The following is a 17,369-nucleotide window of genomic DNA, read 5'->3' as shown; positions in this document are numbered from 1 at the left end:
TGCCTTAAAAAAGGAGCTTAACCATTGGTAAAATTACTTGGTTGGAATCATTTGACAAAGTTACTTTTGCAAGCCACAGACCTTGCATGAAATCTTCTCTTGGAATCGCAGCCTTGTGCTGTTTTCTCTTCATCGATCATACTTTTGCCCAATCACCAGCTCAGGCGAATGCTTTTGCTTTCAAATTGCAGGAGCCTATCACGCTTGACGGTAATCTGGACGAGGAAATCTGGACAAATCCCGAAGGATGGAACGGAAACTTTATGCAATATTTTCCTTCCGATACCTCTGCTTCCAAGGTAAATACCCGAATGAAAATTGCCTTTGATGATCAGAATCTTTACATCGCGGCAGTAATGGAAAATCTTGGTCCCAGAAAGTATGTGTCGACCTCACTTCGGCGCGACTTCCGAGGCGAGCAAAACGATGCCATCGTATTTGTCATGGATACTTTCAATGACAAGACCAATGCTTTTTCTTTCGGCATTAATCCTTATGGTGTACAGCGTGAAGGACTCATATCGAACGGTGGCAACAGATCAGAAGATCTAAGCCTTGCGTGGGACAATAAGTGGTTTTCTGAAGCTAAAATATTTGAAAATCACTGGCAAGCCGAATTTGTAATTCCTTTGTCCACGCTTCGCTTCAATGACGAGGCTCAAAACTGGAATCTGAATGTCTATCGGATCGACAGTGAATTGGGTGAACGAAGTACTTGGACTCCAATTCCAAGAAATTTCCCTATCATTTCGACAGCTTTCAGTAAGAAGCTCATCTTCGAAGAGCCAATTAAGAAGACCTCTGCCAACATTTCTCTTATTCCCTACACGGCCGCAAGAATGTCCAGAAACTTTCTTGAAGGAACATCCGAACCACTCACTCCGGCCTTTGGGGGCGATGCCAAAATCGGGATTGGGCCTGCATTGAATTTGGATTTGACATTCAATCCGGATTTTTCACAGGTAGAAGTAGACCAGCAGGTGACGAATTTGGATCGTTTTGAGATTTTTTTCCCGGAAAGAAGACAGTTCTTTCTTGAAAATGCCGATCTGTTTGACAGTTTTGGACAACAACGATCCCGTCCCTTTTTCTCCAGAAGAATCGGAGTGGATGTAGATTCTGCCACAGGTCAAAATATCCAAAGCAAAATCATCTATGGTGCCCGAATCAGCGGTAAAATCAAGGAAGACTGGAGAATCGGAGCGATGAATATGCAAACTGCAACCGATGAGGACGCTGGAGCTGCAGGAAAAAATTTCACGGTTTTGGCACTTCAGAAAAAGGTGTTTACCCGATCCAATGTCGGGCTGATCTACGTGAACAAAGAATCCTTGGCCTTGGATGAATTCCAGCAATTATTTGATCCAACTGCTTACAATCGGCTTTTAGGTGTGGATTATAACCTAAACTCTGCTGATGGAAAATGGACGGGTAAGGTATACTACCACCGCACGTTTGAATCCGAAAAGAAAGATTCACCCTACTCTTTCAATGCCTATTTGCTCTTTACCGATATCCACTGGAACTGGAGCTTCAGCTATCAGGATATCGGACAAAATTTCAATCCTGCCGTAGGATTTGTACCTCGGGTAAACTTCAAAAGACTCAATCCTGATGTCTCTTATCTATTCTACCCCAACTCAAGACTAATCAACCGGCATGGACCAAAACTGGAATATGAAGGCTATTGGAATGAAGAAATCGGACTAACGGATCGTGATATCGATCTGGGCTATCTGATTCGGTTCAATTCACTCTCTGAACTTGAAATCACTCATCGAAATCGCTACCTCTACCTGTTTGAAGATTTTGATCCGACTCGAACAGGCGGAGAACAGCTCCTTGCAGGCACGGACTATACCAACAGAACTTTGCAGATTGAATACCAAAGCAACCCAAGAAATATTTTCAATGTCCAGCTGGATGCAGAAGCCGGTCAATATTTTACCGGAAATTTCCAGCGATTCACCAGCGAAATGGGGGCGAGATTAGGCTATCTGGCCAATATTTCGATGAACTTTAACTACGCCAGAATCCGGTTGCCAAAACCTCAAAACGATGCGGATTTAATATTGGTCGGACCCAGAATAGATCTGACTTTCAGCAAAAAAATCTTCTGGACGACCTTTATCCAATACAATAACCAGATCAACAATCTCAATATTAACACCCGACTGCAATGGAGATATGCGCCTGTTTCAGATTTCTTCCTAGTTTACACGGATAATTATTTTCCCGGAGACTTTATGCCCAAGCAGCGGTCTTTGGTACTGAAGCTGAACTATTGGTTGAATTTATAAAAGCTCAGACCGGTCAGGTTTTCAAAAACCTGACCGGTCTATTTTTTTTCTAACATTAAGGAATTAAGAAAATTAAGAGCCTGAATTTACCGCTCCAATCTTAATGTCCTCAAATTCTTAATGGTTTAATCTGAGCAAAACTGTGAGAACATCTTGATGGCTTTTACTTACTCGCCTCCACCCTTACCTTTTTCCCAGTCATCAAAATCCTTCGGTACCCGTTTTGAGTGTCCGAACTAACCTCTTTTCCCAAAATCTTAACCTTAGTAAATTCCTCAGAAATCTCAATCGAAATCCCCCATTTGGATTGGGTTTGCTCCACTTCGATGGCTAAAACTCCAGACTTATCCACATAGCTCATGCTGATTTCATTGTCGCCAATGATCACTTTTTGGATAGAGGCTTCCTCCCAAGTGCTTGGCATCTGTGGACGAATGGAAATTTCCTTGTTTCCAGCATCGGGTTTGATTCCAAAAAATTGGGTGATGATCGGAACTGCATAGCTATACAAATTCCAAGCTTGAGTGAACATGCCGTAATCCGGAGACACTTCATAAATCGACCCGGGCAGTGCAAAGCTAAAACTCCGCGTCATCCGCTTGAGGTAATCCAAGGCCTGATCCGGATTGCCGTAGTTATTTTCTCCAATGGCCGAAACCCCTGTCGGCAAAGTCATCACAGCACCTGTGTAGGAAAAGCTTTTGCTTCCAACAAAAGAGCCATCCTCATTTTCCGCACGTTCATCCCGGTCAATTCCTGTGACAAAAACCCCAAATGGATTGGTGTATTTTCTGCCCGTCTCCAGCGCGATTCTCGACTTTTCCGGATCTGCTATTCCCGTTTCCATCGGGGTATTGACGACCCAATTGTGATACAGGACAAAACCCTGTTTTTGCCCTTTCGGTAGTATGGATAACTTGGCTTTTGTGGCTTGCAATTCCGCCACAGCCCAAGGTTTATTTAAAGTATCTGCACGAATAATTGCTCCATCAATCAAATGAAGCGCATCCTCTGACGTACCAATAAAATCCGCATAACTTCCAAATTCGGGAACCCAAAAATCTGAATTGATTTTGACGGACAAGGCATCAGCGGTTTGTTGATAACTTTTAGAAAGTTCCGATTTTCCCAGAATTTCGGCCATTTTGGCCGCATCTGCAAAAGCTTTTTGGCTGTAAACTGCCACATCGATCATCTCCGATTCTAAGCCATGAATCTCCATCATACCATATCCATCGGCCAGGAAATTCCCGTCTTTGTCATTTTCCTCCAAAAGCCAGCTTAATCCTTTTTCAATGGATGGAAAATAGGTTTCCAAAAACTCCCGATCTCCTGTCCACCGATATACCTCCCAAATCGTGGACACCCATTGTGGCGTTTCATTGATGTTTCCGGGATTGAAAACCACTCCATTGGTGCTCACTTCGTGCACGATGCGGCCGTTGCCATTTTCCTTTTGGGAGAGCCTGTGGATAAGTTCGATCGTGGAATACACCAAGTCCTTTCGACCCGTGGTGATCAGTCCCTGAATCGTGTACTCACTATCCACTCCAAAAAACCAGGGGTAATCCGGCAAACCCGCCCCAAATCCTCTCCCGATTCCGGGGACATCCCGCACCAGCCAATCCGTGTTGTATTTCGTCCACTCAACCGCCTGCTGCAATTCCTTGTCAGGAATGTTGATTTTTGAAAGTGCTTGAATAGCCTCATAGCGCTCTTTTTTAGCCATCCAATCGCTTTGAAGATTTGATCGGAGATCGGCTAAGGTCTCCAGGGCTTTCAATTCACTTTCGGTCGAACCGGAAATGAAAACCGGTATGATCTGCTCGGATTCTGCGGGAAGATTGATGTCTAAACCAAATCCTGCATTTGTGCCATTTCCCTTGGGAGACATCGTGCAGGAAGCCGATTCTGTGGGATTCAGCGCGATCCCCTCCGCACTTCCCCAAACCACAAACCAGTCATTGCCCTGATCCTTTCCGGTAAAGGTGTTGGTCTGATCACTAAAGGTAATTTCGTCCGGATGATCAATCATCCCTGTCCGCTCTCCTAGCCACACCGGCATCAAATCCACGTAGGCATTAAAGTCAAAACGAATAGCTTTATCGGAGTTATCCACATTTTTAATCCTGAAAAGAATGACCATCCCTTCCCTTCCATCCGGCACAAATTGTAACCTATCCACCGCGATGCCTACTTCCGGTTTTGAAAAATTCAGCACATTGGAAAAAGGGTAATTGGTAAAAACATTTGCTTGGTCAAGGCAAAAGGTATTTTCTTCCACAGAAACAGAAGCAGTAAACCCATCCATCAATTTGATCGGATGGAGCCAAATTCCTCCCATCTCTCCTTCCACATGCCAGCCCAAATCAGGAAAGGTACCATCCTGATGACCCACAAGGTAAACCCGATCTCCTGCAGCAGCAAATGGAGAATTTAGATATTCTGCCTTTCCGGAAAGCCCCGGTTGGGAGTCAAGATCCGAAAACAACACCAGTTCCTGTGATGGTCTGGAACAGGAGAAAATCACAAAAAGCAGAAATAGAAAGTAGGGATTAAGCGGTCGCATGCATAAGGATTTGAATGTGAAAATTATAGCTTTTGCTCAGATTTTGCTCCATTTTTTAAAATCATCCAAAGATTACTACTGTCTCCTCTTTCAAAAACCGTTAACCAATTTCAGGTATTCAGGGACGAAAAGAACCAATTCAATTACATAAAATTCCTGCTTTAAAATTCCTGTAGAAACCAAAACACTTCATGTAAACAGCCTGTTTTGAGTGTCATGAGTCCTAATCGGGTAATAGTTTGGTTTCGAAATGATCTTCGGATCGCAGACAACGAAACGTTGATCAAAGCTATACAATCTGGGAAAGAGATTGTACCGGTGTATTGCTTTGATCTACGGATGTGGGCGAAAACAGCGTTGGGCCTCACGAAAACCGGTGCAATTCGGACGAAGTTTCTAATCGAATCGATTAGAAATCTCCGGGAGTCCTTCCAGAAATTAGGAGGAAACCTGATCATCCTTCAGGGAAAGCCTGAGGAGGAAGTAATCAAACTTGCTGAGAAACTAAAAGTTGGTGCCATCTTCTATTCTCAGGAAGTCACTTCCGAGGAAAAAACTGTGGATAAGTCACTCGAAAGTGCCGCTTTTGCCAAAGGAATATCTACCGAAAGCTTTTGGCAAAGCACGCTTTATCATATTGACGATCTTCCTTTTCCTGTCAGTCAAACTCCTGAAGTGTTTACCCACTTTAGAAAAGCAGTAGAAAAATTGGTGAAGATCCGTCCAACCGGGTCAACCCCATCGAAAATCAATTTTCCAAGTGATCTGGACCCTTCCTTGTTAGGGAGTCTTCCTTCACTGCAAACTTATGGACTGGAGAAACCCGCCCGGGATGTCAAATCGTGGATGGAGGTTGAAGGTGGAGAGCATTCCGGAATCGGGCGACTTCGGTCCTACTTTTGGGAAAAAGACCTGCTTAAAGATTACAAGGAAACCCGCAATGGGCTGATCGGGATGGATTACAGCTCCAAATTTTCGCCATGGCTGGCATTGGGCTGTATTTCTCCCCGGTTGATTTATGAGGAAGTCAAGCGTTATGAAAAAGAGCGCAAAAAGAATGACAGTACCTATTGGCTCATCTTCGAGTTAATCTGGAGGGATTATTTCAGGTTTATTGCAAAAAAGCACGGTGACAAAATATTCAATATCCGAGGCATCAAAAACCAAGAGGACTCCTGGAGTAGAGATAAGTCTCAATTTGAGGCTTGGACTGAGGGGATGACAGGAGTTCCTTTTGTGGATGCCAATATGCGCGAGCTGAACGCGACTGGGTTTATGTCAAACCGGGGCCGTCAGATTGTCGCGAGCTTTCTGGTCAATGATCTCGGAATCGACTGGACTTGGGGTGCGAGCTATTTCGAAAGTCAATTGATTGATTACGACGTCTGCTCCAACTGGGGGAATTGGATGTATGTAGGCGGTGTGGGAAATGACCCGAGGGAAAACCGCTATTTCAATGTCCTACGACAAGCCAAAAATTACGACCGAAACGGAGATTACATCCGATTGATGATCCCTGAATTACAGGCGATTAAAGGGTTTGACATTCATCAGCCTTGGGACTTATCCACATCCCAACTGAGAAGTCTAAAAATACAATTAGGTCACACTTATCCACATGCCCTGAGAAAGATTCCGACTTTAGAAAAAGCTTAAATTCGATTAGTTGAAATTTTTTCATTTTTTAAATGTCTGTAATCTGCCTGTGCAACTCCTTAGCTAAATCAACTATTCCCTCTTTTTTAAACAGCTTTTAACACAGGAAAATCGCTTTTGAAAAAAAATCATCCCTTTCTCCAATTATGAAAAACGAAGCAGGTTGAAAAATTTTTACCATGAAGAGAATTAAGGTCAGTGAGAGCGGGATTAAAACCTAATCAATAAGTTTTTTTCAAAAATTACCCTTGACTGTACTTCTTAATTTTCTTAATGAACTTAATGGTTAAAATAAATTAATTTCTAGAAAAACTAATACTCAAACCTAAACCCACTCAAATCCGCCGGAATCTGCTTTTTTCGTTTCAGCTCTCTCTGGTACAAATACTCTCCCAACTCGGCGAAAAAAGGAAGACCGATTTCCTCCGTTTCATAAGTGTCATCGTTCAGGATTTCATTTTCATTGGTGTAGATCACCGCTGTGACAAAAAATTCCACCCCATTTTCAAAATCCACAAAATAGCTTCCATCAATCAGATGTCCATAAGCCCAACCCGTCTTGTTAAAGATCCGGAATTGGGCCGGAATCGGGTTTTTATCTGTTCCAAACTTAAAAAACTTGGAGTAGCTGTCAGTATACTCTTCCTGTGGATAACTTGGAAAATCACTCTCTCTGGGAAGCATACTCATGTATTTTAGGACAAAATTTCGATGCTCCTCACTGATTTCAAATCGCTCATCTCCCAAGAAAGCCTGTGGAAAAACAATCCGCTTCAGCACCCCATCGAAATCAGAAATCGAAAACTTGTTTTTGAACGTGAAGTCCAGCGGCTCAGGAATCAGCGAATCTCCTGAATAATACGCCTTCCCGATTTTTGGTTGGTTGGTATTGGAAAAGACAGTTTCTGTACTTCGGGCAGGAATTTGAAGAATGACATTTCCGGACTTATCCACAAATCGAATTGGATTAAAATGTCTATTTTCTTCCGGACTCATTGGCATGCTAAGCCGGTGATTGATGACCGTGTGATTCAATCCCTTTTCGCTCAGCTTTCGATTGATATAGTCCTGACCGAGCAATTCATAGAGTCGGTTGAAAGCGTCATTGTCCGAAACTAACAGGATTTTTTTGATGTAATGTCCGATGCTCGGATGTCCTGATTGAGAGGAGCTATCCACCAAGGCCGAAAATTGAGAAGGACGGGCAGAATCTGTCAGCATGATCGTCTCAGCATCCAATCCCTCCAAATTTTGCTCCTCCAACCATTCCAAAGCCAACAAAACGACGGGAAGCTTTACCGTAGAAGCAGGATAGAAATAGCGCTCATCATCAAGATTAAACTTGAAAACAGTCATCAATGGATTTGCATGTTCATTTCGGTCGATCTGAGTGTATAGGATCTGAACTTGGTACTTGGAGGAGTCTTCTAAAACTTTTTTCAAGACGGGGTAATGCTCCAAACCGGATTGAAACGGCACATTTTGCTTTTCAGCACATGAAAAAAGAAAAAGTACAGTCGAAAGAAACAGAAGTAAATATCTGGTCATTGGGCAAGATTTTGGATTATTCCATTGAGGTACATCAAATCTTCCAACTCGTGGAAACCTGAAATCACGATACGGTTTACACTTGGACTTTGGGCGGTCGGATAGGAAAATGAAGAGGTGATAATTCCGGCCTTCTCAAATTCCTTCACCCAAGAATCCTCTGTGTACCTAAATGCCGGGAACAATTTACTTCCCTTAATTTGCGGAATACTGGCTGTCTCCTGTGCAAAGATCCCACAGGCATCTTCCAGCCAGGCTTTTTTCTCCAAATACCGATCTTCCATATCCAAAAAAGTCCGCAAATGAGCCGGAGAACCCGGAGATGCTCCTCCAAATAGAGGGGTTTGTTTAATTTTTTGGATTTGCTTCGAAGAACCCAAAATAATTCCAGCGGGCAAGCCCAATCCTTTACCCAACGACCCTGAAACCACCAAGTCAATCCGAGGGTTGGCCCATTGGTCATAGGTGCCATAAATGCTTGGTCCTAATGTACCAAAAGCGTGACTGTCATCAATTAGCTGGCAAACCTGATGCTTCCTGGCAATTGTTCTCACCCAGCGGTAATCATGGATTTCACAACGCATGGGATCCAAGGCATTTCCTATGATGAGAATTTTCCTTGGTGAAAGCTGATCAGATTGTTCCAAGCACGCTTTTTTCCATTGTACAAAATCTAATTGAGTAGAAGCTTTATAGCCCTCAGGAATGATGGCAGCATGCGCATCCGGCGTGATCCAGACTTCATCTGCATCCTCGATTAGCGATTTGGATGCCGCAATTCCTGCCAAATAACCCGAACTGAATACCGCAGCGTCCGGTGAATTTGCTGCGAAAGCGAATGATTCTTCAAACTCTTCAAATACCCGAAGACGAATATTGTTATTCCTACTTTGCCCGTGATTCGCTCCGAATTCGAATAGATTATTGGCCAAAATATCCAAGAAATCTATGTCTTGAGCCATGCCTAAATAGGAGGTTCCGCTGAAATAGAAATAATCTTTTCCATCAATCTCGATCATCCGACCGATCCCGGTATCTAGGTAGTGGTTTTTCAAAACAGAAGTTATTTGGCAAAAATCTGAGAAGGATCCTGAAATGACTTAAACTCCAGCGCATTTCCACAAGGATCCAAGAAAAACATCGTCGCCTGCTCACCTACTTCTCCTTTGAATCGAATATAGGGTTCAATGACAAACTTCATTCCATGGGCTTTGAGTTTGTCAGCGAGCGCATGCCATTCTTCCCAGCCCAAAATAGCTCCAAAATGCCGGACAGGTACATTTTTTCCATCGACCTCATTGGTTTTGGCATTTGCCAGCTCCTCAGGCTTGATGTGGGCAGAAAGTTGGTGTCCGAAGAAATTGAAGTCGATCCACTTATCGGTACTGCGCCCGATGTCACAGCCCAGGAGATCTCCATAGAATGCCCTCGTTTCGTCGATGTCACGGATAGGGAAAGCGAGGTGAAAGGGTTTAAATTCGCTCATATTGCTAACTTTGAAAGGTGATTTTTGTACGAAGTACGTAATTTTTATTCCCTAAAGATATGTCAAAAAAGAAAACAGTTTCATTGGTTTTGAGCAGTGGCGGAGCGAGGGGATTAGCGCATGTGGGTGTGATCGAGGAGCTGGAAAACAGAGGCTATGAAATCGCTGAGATCGCCGGTTGTTCGGCGGGCGCATTGGTCGGCGGAATGTATGCCGCCGGCAAGATGCCTGAATTCAAGGATTGGATCTGCAATTTGGATCGCTTGGATGTTTTTTCTCTGATGGACTTTACCTTTTCCAGCCGGGGCTTTATCAAAGGCGAAAAAGTGTATAATGCCCTGAAAAAAGTGGTCAAAGACTGTCAGATCGAAGATTTACCAATCCCATTTTCCTGCAATGCGGTGGATTATCGAACTGGGCAGGAAGTGGTTTTCCGGGAAGGGAGTCTGTATGCGGCCATTCGTGCTTCAGGCAGCATTCCTTCTGTTTTTCAGCCTGCCCGACATCACCGCCATGAATTTATTGATGGTGGAGTGGTAAATCCGGTACCTATTTCTCTGATTACCAACCATGAAAATCGACTGTTGGTGGTAGTGGAAGTCAATGGACCGGAAATACATTATATCGAGCCCCCAAAAAAAGATGAAAAAGGCAACCGTTTTTTGACCATCCCAGGTTGGCTTCAAGATTACAGAATTAAGATGCGGCAATTTTTCCCCGAAGGAATTAAAGAAGAAAAGTCCACATCCCTCAGTTCGCTAAATCTCCTTACTCGATCCTTTGACTTGCTCCAAGATCGGTTTTGCCAATTATTGATTGAAAAATATCCCGTAGATGTGATGGTCAGGGTTTCGAGGAAACAAGCCGGTACCTTAGAGTTTCATCGCGCTGCAGAAATGGTCGAAATTGGGCGACAAAAAGCAAAAGAAGCCTTAGACCAACTGGAAAATGGAAGTAACTGAGCTCAACCAGCTTTTGGGTAATGTGGATATCTACCTGTTAGATCAAATTCTCAAGGGAAGATTTTCCAAGGAAATGAAAATCCTGGATGCCGGCTGCGGAGAAGGCAGAAACGCGGTTTATTTTATCAATCAGGGCTATCAAATCTTTGGAATTGATCCCAATGAATTGGCTGTCCAATACTGCCAATATCTCTCCAAAAGCCTGAACCCTGAATTTGATTCGCATCGATTTCAGACGGGAAGATTGGAGGAGATTCCCTTTCATTCGGAGGCCTTTGATGCAGTGATCTGCTCCGCAGTTTTGCACTTTGCAGTGAGTGTGGATAACTTCTGGCAAATGATTGATGAAATCAAGCGAGTGCTCAAACCGGGAGGTATTTTCTGGTTCCGGATGACGACCGGATTTGGAGGGATGTTAGAGGAGAGCGTAGCATTATCTGATGGTAAATACCTGCTTCCTGACGGTTCAGAACGATTTTTACTTACCCAGACAGCTGTGGATAAGTTAGCGCAACTAGGATTCCGCCACCTTGAAAATCCGAAGTCAGTCTTGGTCCATGGACAGCGAGCAATGGGGGTTTTTGTGATGGAAAAGGTGAAGAAATGATCAATTTTCAAATTCAATGATCAATTTTCAAGTAATTTGTGCATTCCCCTGAAAATTGAGAATTGATCTTTGGTAATTGAAGATTAAAACTTTCTTGGTTCTTGCCTCTCGTATCTTGCTTCAGTCCATTTCAACATTTACCTGAATTCTATATTTTCAACCTCAATCCCCTTCTAACTCATGGACCTCCAATACGCACTTGAGCTTTCCGGAACCTTTGTATTCGCAATCTCGGGCGCTTTGGCAATCCGGGAAAAGGAACACGATCTTTTCGGGGCGGGGTTTACAGGATTTATTACAGCAATCGGAGGAGGTACGCTTCGGGATATTTTGCTGGATAGTCATCCTTTGGTCTGGATAGGGGATATCCATTTTCTTTATGCGATATTAATTGGAATCCTTACTGCATTCATTTTTCCTAACATTCTGAGTCGACTGCGCAAAACTTTCTTTCTGTTTGATACGTTGGGTATTGGATTTTTTACAGTTTTAGGTGTGGAAAAAGCCCTCAGTTTGGGGGTAAGGCCAGAAATAGCTGCTATCATGGGGATGTTTTCAGCGGTGATGGGCGGAGTAATCCGGGACACACTCACCAACGAAATCCCGATTTTGTTTAGAAAGGAAGTCTATGCCTCGGCTTGTCTCGTTGGGGCCATACTGTACTTAATTCTGCATTATTTTGCTGTCGATCGAAACTACAACATGTTAATTTCAATGTCATTGATCATCAGTATTCGTATGATTGCCATGAAGTATAAGCTCAGCTTGCCCAGGTTGGGTTGAGCAAAGAAGTTCAAATTTTTACAGAAAGCATTCAAATTCTACTTTCCTTAAAGATTACGCTAAAGAATATTTGGACAAACTGGTATTTTGCTTAAATTTTAGGGAAATATGACAAGTAAACGCTGCATGGACTTTTTTAATCCAATTCTGGAATGATCACATCCAGACAAAATCTCGATTGGAAAGCCGTATTTGATCCATTTTCACTTGTCTATATTGTGGCAGGGGTATTTTGTGCGGCGGCGGCGTTGCAGGTTTTCATGCTACCCAATAAATTCCTGGATGGAGGAGTGACCGGTATCGCCATTATTATAAATCTACACTATGGCATCAATCTTACGCTGCTGCTGGTAGTGATCAATATCCCCTTTCTGTGGCTAGGATGGCGTAAAATCGGAAAAACCTTTGCCGTACAATCCAGCTTTTCGGTTTTTCTGCTGGTCATCGTTTTGGAATTTCTCAAATTCCCCGCTATCACCAGTGACTTGGTTCTCAGCGCAATATTTGGGGGCCTGTTAATGGGATTGGGTATCGGACTGATCATCCGAGGAGGTGGCTTGATTGATGGTTTTGAAGTAATTACGGAATTTGTTCAGAAAAATTCTCCGCTTTCAGCCAGTGAGATTACAATTTTTCTTAACTCCCTGATCATGTTGTTTGCTGCGATTTTCTTTGGCATAGAACCTGCAATGTATTCCATCCTGACTTACTTCACCGCCATAAAAATGACAGATTACGTAGTCGAAGGATTTGAGGAATATACCGCCTTGACGATTATTTCAAGAGAAGATGACAAGGTGAAAGAGTTAATCGTCAGAGAATTTGGGAAAGCAATATCTGTTTATAAAGGCGAAAGAGGTTATCTTCCAGAAACATTCCACATCAAACATCCCTGTGACATTATCATGACGGTGGTAACAAGACTGGAAGTTCATCGAATCAAAGAAGCAATTCAACAAATTGACCCTAAAGCATTCTTTTATGTACAAACCATCAAGGAAGTAAAAGGCGGCGTCATCAAAAGGGTCGGTAAAAAACACAGCTGATGGTATTTGAGGAAATCCAACATACGGTCTACCAGGAAATCTTGGCAAAATTGCCATCACACTTGACCTATCACAATCTGGATCACACCGATTACGTGATTGAAAAAGCCATATTTCTAGCCAAAGAACTCAAGGTCTCTGCGCAAGACCTTCATTTATTGAAGTTGGCGGCGCTTTTTCACGATACGGGCTTCATCGATAATCCCAAAGACCATGAACAAAAAGGCTGCAAAATCGCCAAAGGCTATCTTGAAGAAGGGTATACTCACGAGGAACTCCAAAAAATCTACGGGATGATCATGGCTACCAAAATCCCGCAAAGTCCTACCACGCTCCTAGAAAATATCCTGGCAGATGCCGATTTGGAATACTTGGGAACGGATCTTTTCGAGAAAATAGGGAAAACACTTTATGAGGAACTGAAGCATTTCAACCCGGATTTTACAGAGCAGGCTTGGGATGAATTGCAGCTGGTTTTTATGCAAAAGCATCATTTTCACACCGAATATTGCCAAAAACACCGCGAACCCAAGAAGCAGGAAAATCTCCTGACGGTGAAGAAAAGGCTGGGGGTGGTTTAATCAAAACTTAAAATCCATCACAGCAAAGCCTAATTCATCCTCCACATTGACATAGGACCAGAGCTTGCCGTCTTTGAAGAAGGGCCAACTGGGCTGGGAAGGAAGTTCCTCCACCGTGGATTCCCCGATCAAATTCAGCCCCTTGTCAAACGCAAGCAAAAACACTTCACTTTTGGCTGGAAGCTCAGGATTGGCGTTTGGTTTGGTAATCGAGGCAAACCGAAGGTAAATTCCTCTGTTTTCGTCCCAAAGCGGGTCCCCAAAGAAAATCTGACTGCGAGCCAGACTAATCGCCTCATCAAAGGCTTGTCTGCTTGTAAACTCACTGATAGCCGGAACTTCCGCCTGGGCTGGTACCAAACTTGGTGTGTAAGTCTTGAAAACCAGAGAATCCGAACTCAGATCATAGGTGTAAATACTGGTCGTTCCAGAGGAAAATGCCAACAATCGATTTTCCTCCAACTTCAGATTTAAACTGGCAAAACCGGCACCACTATAGTTGTCTCCTTCACGAAATTCAAGTGTAAACTTGGTTAAAAATCCAAATTCAGGTAAGGGAACCAAACGGCTTTGGGAACTCGAATTATCCCAAATTGCCAAACTAACGCGCTTAATTTTGGAATCAGAGGGGAGCGAAAAAAACAGTTCCTGCCGCTCATTTGCCTTGAGCCCTGTTTGCAAGCTATATCCTTCCACATCTGTCAAATCCGGAAATTTTTCTTTATCAAAAGGAATATCTGTCAGCTTTTTACCTGCTGAATCATAGGTGCTGATTATTCTAAATCCGGTAAGCAAAAAGTGGTTATCATCAAATAACTGAAAGTTTGAGACAAACCCCGGAATGGAATTAGGCCCCTCCTTTTCAAACTGAATCTTCTTTATCAATTTCTTTCCTTCCAAATCAAAAACTGTCAATTCCCCCGAATTCCGGTGCATGAAATAGTACCGCTGTTGGTCTGAAGAAAGTCCAAAAAGTGACGGTACAAATTGGAGATTGACCACTTGATCTCCGGGATCCATGACCACCGTATCGACAGTAAAAGTCAGATTCTCCAAAATATTGCCCGATTCGGCTTTATCAGAAGAATTCCCTCCGCAGGAAAAAATCAAAGGGAGGAATAGTACTGTTACAAGTTTTCTCATAATTCTAAAATTTAAAGTCGATGACGGCAAAACCCAGCTCGTCCTCCACATTGACATAGGACCAGAGCTTGTCGTCTTTGAAGAAGGGATAAGCAGGGACTTTTTCCAAGTCCTTGAGCTGGGTCTCACCGATCAGATTGAAATCTTGGTCGTAGGCAAAAAGAAAAACATCGGCCTTTTGAGGAGCTTTGTCGTCTAATTTTGGTTGGAAAATCTTCGCGAATCGGAAATATCGTTTGCTGACATCATCCCAAATGAACTTCTCGAAGCTGATTTGAGACCTCAACTTGCCCATTTCATCCTCGAATTCTTTTTGTGAAGTCACTTCATTTCGGACCGTTCCTTCCTTTTTTTTCAGGACAAGTTTGTGGTCGAATGTTAAAAACCTAAGCGAATCGGCGATATAATCATAAAGGTAAGCATCACTTCCGGCGGTATTTTGGATGATCAATTTTCCATTCAACTCCTGAAGGGAGATCTCCTCAACATAAACAGACATCATCTCATCCGAACGAAGCACAATCCGAAATTCAGAAGCGATGTCCATAGCTGGGATATCAATGACTTTCCCTTTTTTGCTTGCAAAATCAACCCTTACCAAGTCTCGGGTACCTTCAAAGAAATTTCCGGGAAGCGAAAAAAGATACTTTTTGTCGCTGGAGATTTTTAGACCATTCCAAATACTGTTCTCATCGGCTTCATTCATTCCTTCCACATCAGCAGCGGAAATCTTGATGGTTTCCAGTTTTTCACCTTGGAAGGAATAAATTCCGGTATTCTGAAAACCGGAGAAAAGAAACTGCTCATCAGGAAGTAGTTGAACAGCATAAAGGTATTGGCCTATTCCATTTGGACCTTCTCTCTCGAAAGGTAGCTTTCGCAAAAGCTTCAATTCTTCCAAATCGATCACAGACAAGCTTTTGTCTTTGTCATCCAAAAGGTAAAGTGTACGCTTATCGGGTGAAAGATCCGAAAGCCGAAGCCCCGAAGCCAAATTGATAATTTCTTCACCGGGATTGACTACAACAGTATCAATTGTGAAGTTGATATCCTCTAAGACATTTGAAGAAGCGGAATCTTTGGAAACATTTGACCCACAAGAAAAAGCAATTAAAGCAACAGCAAAAAGGGCGAGTCTAGTCATAGTAAATAATTTTACTACTAAACTAGCTTTGTAAAACTAAAATCAAAGAATCCGCGAAAGTATTTTTGAAAATTTAACCCCGGACTGCCCTCAAAATCAGGTCAAAGACTTCGGTTGGTTGGATTTTTTCGGCTGAATTGATCGCCGAATCCGACACAAAAAGCGGCTTGTCCAAATCGGATTCAGGGATTCTGCCATGGGCACCTTTGATCAAAGTCGCATCCAAAGGAATCACATCCATCAGGTAGCGGAAACCCAGCTTTTTCTTCAGCACTTTTGAGCCAACCGTCAAAAGCGGAATTTTAATCTTGGGATCCAGGATTAATTCTACAGGATCGTAGCCGGGCTTGCGATGAATGTCCACACATCGCGCATATTCGGGTGCTTTGGCATCGTCCAACCAGAAATAGTAGGTAAACCAAGAATCTGCATCTGCGATCACTACCAAGTCTCCCGAGCGCTCGTGGTCGATGTGGTAGGCTTTTTTTCCTGCATCGTCCAGGACTTTTTCCACTCCCGGTGTCTTTTCCAGCAGGTTTTTCACTTCCGCAAGTTTGGAGGTGTCATTCACATGGACATGCGCCACTTGATGATCTGCTACCGCAAAAACTGCCGAAGTTCCAGCATCCAGCGTCTCTTTTCCCAATTCATCTTTCACCTGAATCCAGCCCTTTTCTCTAAAAATCCGATTCAGGTGAACTGGCTTACTTACCGACGTAATTCCATATTCTGACAGCAGCAAGACTGCTGTTCCCTGCTTTTCGAAATAGGTAATCAGGTCTTCTGCAAGCGCATCGACTTCCTGAAGATCCTTACCGATTTTTTCAAAATCAATCCCGTACTTCTGAAGTCCGTAATCCAGATGCGGGATGTAGATCAGATTGAGCATTGGGTTATGCCATTGATCGACTTTTTTGGCTGCTTCGGCGATCCACTTGCTGGAAGCAAGGCTGGTTTTGGGTCCCCAAAACGAAAAAAGCGGAAACTGACCGAGTTCCTTTTGCAAGCGATCCCGGAGTTCCATGGGTTGGGAGTGGCAATCGGGCATTTTTCGCCCGTCCTGAAGGTAAAGTGGTCTCGGCGTCACCGCAAAGTCCACGCTGGAGTACATGTTATACCACCAAAATAAGTTGGCAACGGTGAAATCCGGATTTTCCTTTTTGAGCACTTCCCATACTTTCTCTGCCTGAACTAGCTTGTTGGATTGGCGCCAAAACTTGATTTCGCACTCGTCTTGGAAATACCAGCCATTTCCCACGATTCCGTTTTCCGAAGGCCATTTACCGGTTAGATACACCGACTGAGCGGCGCAAGTTACGGCGGGAAGTACAGGTTCGACAACCGCCTTTTGCTTCGCTTCAATCCAATTTTTTAAAAAAGGCGTATGGACTCCGATCACTCGCGGAGAAAGGGCAACAATATCTAAGACTACTGTTTTATTCATTTTCTTAATACCCTGAGGGGATTTGAACCATTAAGGGAGTTACGAAAATTAAGAACTGCTAGTAAAGCGCTTAATCCCGCTTTTAAGGCTGTAGATTTTA

The 17,369-nt window shown here is 43.3% G+C and carries 14 protein-coding genes; 7 read left to right on the top strand and 7 right to left on the bottom strand.

What is annotated here, in order from left to right; translation table 11 throughout:
* The first annotated feature begins 86 nt into the window (after window positions 1-86).
* Window positions 87-2,300, top strand: a complete 2,214-nt coding sequence (locus C4S61_RS14650; protein WP_235010008.1) for a DUF5916 domain-containing protein — start codon at window positions 87-89, stop codon at window positions 2,298-2,300.
* 163 nt (window positions 2,301-2,463) lie between these two features.
* Here the strand turns inward: C4S61_RS14650 and C4S61_RS14645 are convergent, their stop codons facing one another.
* Window positions 2,464-4,869 carry an alpha-L-rhamnosidase-related protein gene (locus C4S61_RS14645; RefSeq protein WP_103925559.1) on the bottom strand — a complete coding sequence of 802 codons (2,406 nt, stop codon included), beginning with the start codon at window positions 4,867-4,869 and terminating at the stop codon, window positions 2,464-2,466.
* A gap of 216 nt (window positions 4,870-5,085) precedes the next feature.
* Between C4S61_RS14645 and C4S61_RS14640 the strand changes: the two genes are divergently transcribed.
* Window positions 5,086-6,525 (top strand): DASH family cryptochrome, encoded by a 1,440-nt coding sequence (locus tag C4S61_RS14640; RefSeq protein WP_103925558.1) that lies wholly within the window; start codon window positions 5,086-5,088, stop codon window positions 6,523-6,525.
* Between the two features lie 312 nt (window positions 6,526-6,837).
* Here the strand turns inward: C4S61_RS14640 and C4S61_RS14635 are convergent, their stop codons facing one another.
* Genes C4S61_RS14635 through C4S61_RS14625 form a run of 3 tightly spaced genes read right to left on the bottom strand, consistent with a single transcriptional unit; the run spans window position 6,838 to window position 9,559 of the window.
* Window positions 6,838-8,073, bottom strand: coding sequence for a serine hydrolase (locus C4S61_RS14635; protein WP_103925557.1), 1,236 nt, complete (start codon window positions 8,071-8,073; stop codon window positions 6,838-6,840).
* Window positions 8,070-9,128 carry an aminotransferase class I/II-fold pyridoxal phosphate-dependent enzyme gene (locus C4S61_RS14630; protein WP_103925556.1) on the bottom strand — a complete coding sequence of 353 codons (1,059 nt, stop codon included), beginning with the start codon at window positions 9,126-9,128 and terminating at the stop codon, window positions 8,070-8,072. The genes C4S61_RS14635 and C4S61_RS14630 overlap by 4 nt, the downstream gene beginning before the upstream one ends.
* 8 nt (window positions 9,129-9,136) lie before the next feature.
* Window positions 9,137-9,559 carry a VOC family protein gene (locus C4S61_RS14625; protein ID WP_103925555.1) on the bottom strand — a complete coding sequence of 141 codons (423 nt, stop codon included), beginning with the start codon at window positions 9,557-9,559 and terminating at the stop codon, window positions 9,137-9,139.
* A 59-nt stretch (window positions 9,560-9,618) separates the two neighbouring features.
* On the opposite strand from C4S61_RS14625, the gene C4S61_RS14620 reads away from it, so the two are divergent.
* From C4S61_RS14620 to C4S61_RS14600, 5 genes are all read left to right on the top strand, one after another.
* Window positions 9,619-10,521, top strand: a complete 903-nt coding sequence (locus C4S61_RS14620) for a patatin-like phospholipase family protein (RefSeq protein ID WP_103925554.1) — start codon at window positions 9,619-9,621, stop codon at window positions 10,519-10,521.
* The gene (locus C4S61_RS14615; protein WP_103925553.1) at window positions 10,508-11,128 is read left to right on the top strand and encodes a class I SAM-dependent methyltransferase; all 621 of its coding nucleotides are present in this window, start codon (window positions 10,508-10,510) and stop codon (window positions 11,126-11,128) included. The genes C4S61_RS14620 and C4S61_RS14615 overlap by 14 nt, the downstream gene beginning before the upstream one ends.
* A 180-nt stretch (window positions 11,129-11,308) precedes the next feature.
* On the top strand, window positions 11,309-11,911 hold the full coding sequence (locus C4S61_RS14610; RefSeq protein WP_103925552.1) for a trimeric intracellular cation channel family protein: 603 nt from the start codon (window positions 11,309-11,311) through the stop codon (window positions 11,909-11,911).
* A gap of 152 nt (window positions 11,912-12,063) precedes the next feature.
* Window positions 12,064-12,957 carry a YitT family protein gene (locus tag C4S61_RS14605; RefSeq protein ID WP_103925551.1) on the top strand — a complete coding sequence of 298 codons (894 nt, stop codon included), beginning with the start codon at window positions 12,064-12,066 and terminating at the stop codon, window positions 12,955-12,957.
* Window positions 12,957-13,538: an HD domain-containing protein gene (locus C4S61_RS14600; protein ID WP_103925550.1), complete on the top strand. Its 582-nt coding sequence runs from the start codon at window positions 12,957-12,959 to the stop codon at window positions 13,536-13,538. The genes C4S61_RS14605 and C4S61_RS14600 overlap by 1 nt, the downstream gene beginning before the upstream one ends.
* On the opposite strand, the gene C4S61_RS14595 is transcribed toward C4S61_RS14600, so the two are convergent.
* From C4S61_RS14595 to C4S61_RS14585, 3 genes are all read right to left on the bottom strand, one after another.
* Window positions 13,539-14,681 carry a DUF4221 family protein gene (locus C4S61_RS14595; protein ID WP_160111257.1) on the bottom strand — a complete coding sequence of 381 codons (1,143 nt, stop codon included), beginning with the start codon at window positions 14,679-14,681 and terminating at the stop codon, window positions 13,539-13,541.
* A gap of 4 nt (window positions 14,682-14,685) precedes the next feature.
* A complete protein-coding gene (locus tag C4S61_RS14590) occupies window positions 14,686-15,825 on the bottom strand; it encodes a DUF4221 family protein (protein ID WP_103925548.1) in 1,140 nt (379 codons plus the stop codon).
* A 73-nt stretch (window positions 15,826-15,898) separates the two neighbouring features.
* A complete protein-coding gene (locus C4S61_RS14585; RefSeq protein ID WP_103925547.1) occupies window positions 15,899-17,269 on the bottom strand; it encodes an alkaline phosphatase family protein in 1,371 nt (456 codons plus the stop codon).
* Window positions 17,270-17,369: the final 100 nt, after the last annotated feature.

The sequence above is a fragment of the Algoriphagus boritolerans DSM 17298 = JCM 18970 genome (assembly GCF_900108085.1).
Taxonomy (GTDB): Bacteria; Bacteroidota; Bacteroidia; order Cytophagales; family Cyclobacteriaceae; genus Algoriphagus; species Algoriphagus boritolerans.
Note: the sequence above shows the minus strand (reverse complement) of the source record. Positions and strands in the feature narration are given on the sequence as shown.

Bases quoted from the DNA above. Each gene is read 5' to 3' on its own strand.
- C4S61_RS14625 (WP_103925555.1), bottom strand. From the start codon at position 9,559: ATGAGCGAATTTAAACCCTTTCACCTCGCTTTCCCTATCCGTGACATC.
- C4S61_RS14635 (WP_103925557.1), bottom strand. From the start codon at position 8,073: ATGACCAGATATTTACTTCTGTTTCTTTCGACTGTACTTTTTCTTTTT.
- C4S61_RS14615 (WP_103925553.1), top strand. From the start codon at position 10,508: ATGGAAGTAACTGAGCTCAACCAGCTTTTGGGTAATGTGGATATCTAC.
- C4S61_RS14620 (WP_103925554.1), top strand. From the start codon at position 9,619: ATGTCAAAAAAGAAAACAGTTTCATTGGTTTTGAGCAGTGGCGGAGCG.
- C4S61_RS14650 (WP_235010008.1), top strand. From the start codon at position 87: ATGAAATCTTCTCTTGGAATCGCAGCCTTGTGCTGTTTTCTCTTCATC.
- C4S61_RS14605 (WP_103925551.1), top strand. From the start codon at position 12,064: ATGATCACATCCAGACAAAATCTCGATTGGAAAGCCGTATTTGATCCA.
- C4S61_RS14640 (WP_103925558.1), top strand. From the start codon at position 5,086: ATGAGTCCTAATCGGGTAATAGTTTGGTTTCGAAATGATCTTCGGATC.
- C4S61_RS14595 (WP_160111257.1), bottom strand. From the start codon at position 14,681: ATGAGAAAACTTGTAACAGTACTATTCCTCCCTTTGATTTTTTCCTGC.
- C4S61_RS14590 (WP_103925548.1), bottom strand. From the start codon at position 15,825: ATGACTAGACTCGCCCTTTTTGCTGTTGCTTTAATTGCTTTTTCTTGT.
- C4S61_RS14645 (WP_103925559.1), bottom strand. From the start codon at position 4,869: ATGCGACCGCTTAATCCCTACTTTCTATTTCTGCTTTTTGTGATTTTC.
- C4S61_RS14610 (WP_103925552.1), top strand. From the start codon at position 11,309: ATGGACCTCCAATACGCACTTGAGCTTTCCGGAACCTTTGTATTCGCA.
- C4S61_RS14600 (WP_103925550.1), top strand. From the start codon at position 12,957: ATGGTATTTGAGGAAATCCAACATACGGTCTACCAGGAAATCTTGGCA.
- C4S61_RS14585 (WP_103925547.1), bottom strand. From the start codon at position 17,269: ATGAATAAAACAGTAGTCTTAGATATTGTTGCCCTTTCTCCGCGAGTG.